The organism is Sphingomonas bacterium, assembly GCF_903644135.1.
GTDB lineage: Bacteria > Pseudomonadota > Alphaproteobacteria > Sphingomonadales > Sphingomonadaceae > Sphingomonas.
In genome coordinates, this window is record NZ_CAHJXA010000302.1 from 1 (window position 1) to 3,459 (window position 3,459).

Annotated in this window: 2 protein-coding genes; both read right to left on the reverse strand. The window is 66.5% G+C overall.

All coding sequences use genetic code 11. From position 1 onward, the window contains the following. On the reverse strand, positions 1-1,282 hold a 1,282-nt coding region (gene tal / locus HUU96_RS13360), incomplete at its 3' end, for a transaldolase (RefSeq protein ID WP_174293249.1). Beyond that, entirely contained in the window at positions 1,279-3,375 is a 2,097-nt protein-coding gene (gene tkt / locus HUU96_RS13365; RefSeq protein WP_174293250.1) for a transketolase, read from the reverse strand. The genes tkt and tal, both read right to left, overlap by 4 nt. Positions 3,376-3,459 lie beyond the last annotated feature (84 nt).

The window sequence follows — 3,459 nt, forward strand, 5'->3', positions numbered from 1 at the left end:
AGCCGAGCCACTTCCCCTCGTCCTTGCCCGTCCACAGCGCCGGGTCGCCAGCCCACAGCTTGCGCGACCAGCCGTCAGCCCGCGCCGACTCGAGCCGCTTTTCGACCGCTTCCTCCAGCGGCTTCGGCAGCGTCGTGGTCATCCCGTCGAGCCGATCGCCGAGGAAGTCGGCGCGCTTGCCTGCCACCGCGCCGAGCAGCGCGTCGGCAGCATCGGCGAAGAGCTTGACGCCGGCATCGACCAGCCCCGTGGTCACGTCGCCAAGCTTGAGCCCGAGCCGGTCGGCCTCCGCCATGACGTGCTTCGCCGCGTCGAGATCGGCGGTCAGCGTCACCTTGGCGGTGCCATGCTCGCGGAATGCGTCCATGGTCTTGGGCGGCATGGTGTTGACCGTGTCCGGCCCGATCAGCGTGTCGATGTAGAGCGTGTCGGGATAGGCCTTGTCCTTGACGCCGGTGGAGGCCCACAGCAGCCGCTGCGGCATCGCGCCCTTGGCGGCGAGCGCCTGCCAGCGGTCGCTTTCGATCATCTCCTGATACCAGGCATAGGCGAGCTTGGCGTTGGCGATCGCGACCTTGCCGCGGATCGCCTTCAGCGCGTCGGCCTCGTCGTCGCCGGCCTCCACGCGCTTGTCGATCGCCTTGTCGATCTCGGCATCGATGCGGCTGACGAAGAAGCTCGCCACGCTGGCGATCCGGTCGATCGCCTCACCCTTGGCGACGCGCGCCTCCAGCCCGTCCATATAGGCTTCGGCCACCTGCTTGTACGCATCGAAGGCGAACAGCAGCGTGACGTTGATGTTGAGCCCGTCCGCGATGAGCTGGCGGATCGCCGGCACGCCGGGGACGGTGCCCGGCACCTTGACCATCAGATTGGGCTTGTCGACCTCGCCCCACAGCCGACGGGCTTCGGCGATCGTCTCGTCGGTCTTGAGCGCCAGATAGGGCGAGACCTCGAGGCTGACATAGCCATCCTTGCCGTCGAGCCGGTCGTACACCGGCTTGAGGTCCGCCGCCGCCGCCTGGATGTCGGCGATGGCGAGATGCTCGTAGGTGGCGACGACGCTCGCGTCCTTTTCGCCCAGGAACTCGGACAGGCCTTCGTCATAGGCGTCGCCATGCCCCATCGCCTTCTCGAAGATCGAAGGGTTCGAGGTCACGCCGGTCAGCCCGTCGTTGGCGACGAGCTTCTTCAAGCCCCCCTCGGCGAGGAACTTGCGGTCGACGAAATCGAGCCACACCGCCTGACCGGCGGCTTCGAGCTCTTGCAGGTGGTTGGTCATGCGTTCTTCCCGATCACGTCGCGCGCGGTCTTGACGACATTGTCCAGCGTGAAGCCGTATTTCTCCTGGAGCTTGGCGAGCGGCGCCGACGCTCCGAATGTAGACATGGTGATCGTTGCACCATCGTGACCGACATAGCGGTCCCAGCCCATCGACCCCGCCTGCTCGACCGCGAGACGGGCGCGCACGGCATTGGGGAAGACGCTCTCCTTATAGGCGTCGTCCTGTTTCTCGAACAGATACCAGCTCGGCATCGACACCACCCGCGACTTGACACCCTGCTCGATCAGCTTCTCGTGCGCGGAGACGACGAGCGGCAGCTCCGAGCCGGTGCCGATCAGGATCACCTCGCAGTCGCCATCGCAATCGCCGAGCACATAGGCGCCCTGCTTCAATCCCTCCGCGGCGGCGTACTTGCTGCGATCGAGCGTCGGGATCGCCTGCCGCGAGAACACCAGCACGGTCGGCTCGCTGGTGTGCTCCAGCGCGACCTGCCACGCCACCGCCACCTCATTGGCATCGCCCGGCCGGATCGTGTCGAGCCCGGGGATGCAGCGCAACGAGGCGAGCTGCTCGATCGGCTGGTGGGTCGGGCCGTCCTCGCCGACGCCGATCGAATCGTGCGTGAACACGAAGATCGTCGGCACTTCCATGATCGAGGCAAGCCGGATCGGCGGACGCATATAGTCCGCGAACACGAGGAAGGTCGCGGTGTAGGAGCGGATGTAGCTGAGCGCCATGCCGTTGGCGATCGACCCCATCGCATGCTCGCGCACGCCGAAGTGCATGTTGCGCCCGTCGTAACTCGCCGGCTCGAACGAACCCGCGCCCTGGAACTTGAGCCCGGTCTTGGTCGAGGGCTCGAGGTCGGCGGCGCCGCCGATCAGCATCGGCACATGCGGCGCGATCGCGTTCAGCACCTTGCCGCTCGATTCGCGGCTGGCGACGCCCTTGGCGTCCGCCTCGAAGGTCGGGATATCGGCGTTCCAACCATCCGGCATCTTGCCCTGGCGGAGCTGGTCGAACTCGGCGGCGAGGTCGGGGAAGGTCTCGGCGTAGCGCTTGAAGTCGGCTTCCCACTTCTCGCGCAGCGGCCGGCCGCGATCTGTCACCGCCCTGGTAAAGGCGTCCTGCACGCCATCCGGGATGTAGAAGTCCTTGTCCTCGGGCCAGCCGTAGGCCTTCTTGGTGGCCTTGACGACGTCGGGGCCGAGCGCCTCGCCATGCGCCTTTTCGCTCCCTGCCTTGGACGAGCCCCAGCCGATCACCGAGTGCACGACGATCATCGTCGGCCGGTCGGTGCACGCCTTGAACTGCTCGATCGCCTTGTCCATCGCGTCGGTGTCGTTGGCGTCGTCGACATGGATGACCTGCCAGCCATAGCCCATGAACCGCATCCCCACGTCCTCGGTGAAGGCGAGCTCGGTCGATCCCTCGATGGTAATGTGGTTGCTGTCGTAGATCCAGCAGAGGTTGGCGAGCTTGAGATGACCCGCCAGCGACGCGGCCTCCGACGAGACGCCCTCGCTCATGTCGCCATCGCCGCAGAGCACATAGACGTCGTGATCGAACAGCTTGAAGCCGTCCCTGTTGAAGCGTGCCGCCAACTGGTGCGTGGCGATGCTCATGCCGACCGAATTGCCGCAGCCCTGGCCGAGCGGGCCGGTGGTCGTCTCGACGCCGGTGGTGAGGCGATATTCGGGATGGCCGGGCGTCTTGGAGGAGAGCTGGCGGAACTGCTTGATGTCGTCGAGGCTCACCGCCTCGTCGCCGGTCGGCTTGCCGTCCGCGTCGATCTCGCGGACGCCGGCCAGGTGCAGCACCGAATAGAGCAGCATCGAGGCATGGCCGACCGAGAGCACGAACCGGTCGCGGTTCGGCCAGTCGGGCGTCTGCGGGTCGTAGCGCAGATGCTTCGTCCAGATCGTCCAGGCGACCGGCGCCAGCGCCATCGGCGTGCCGGGGTGGCCGGAATTGGCCTTCTGAACCGCGTCCATCGCGAGGGTGCGGATCGTGTCGATCTGCAGCCGCTCGGGCGAGCCGTCCTCATGGACTGCATCCACATCCCGCTCGGTCGTCGCGCTGTCGCTCATGTCCGTCCTTCCGCCGTGCGTCGCTCGCCGCTACCCCGAACGGCGAACGGCCGCAAAGGATGCCATCATAAATCTATGACAGGT

Bases quoted from the DNA above. Each gene is read 5' to 3' on its own strand.
- tkt (WP_174293250.1), bottom strand. From the start codon at position 3,375: ATGAGCGACAGCGCGACGACCGAGCGGGATGTGGATGCAGTCCATGAG.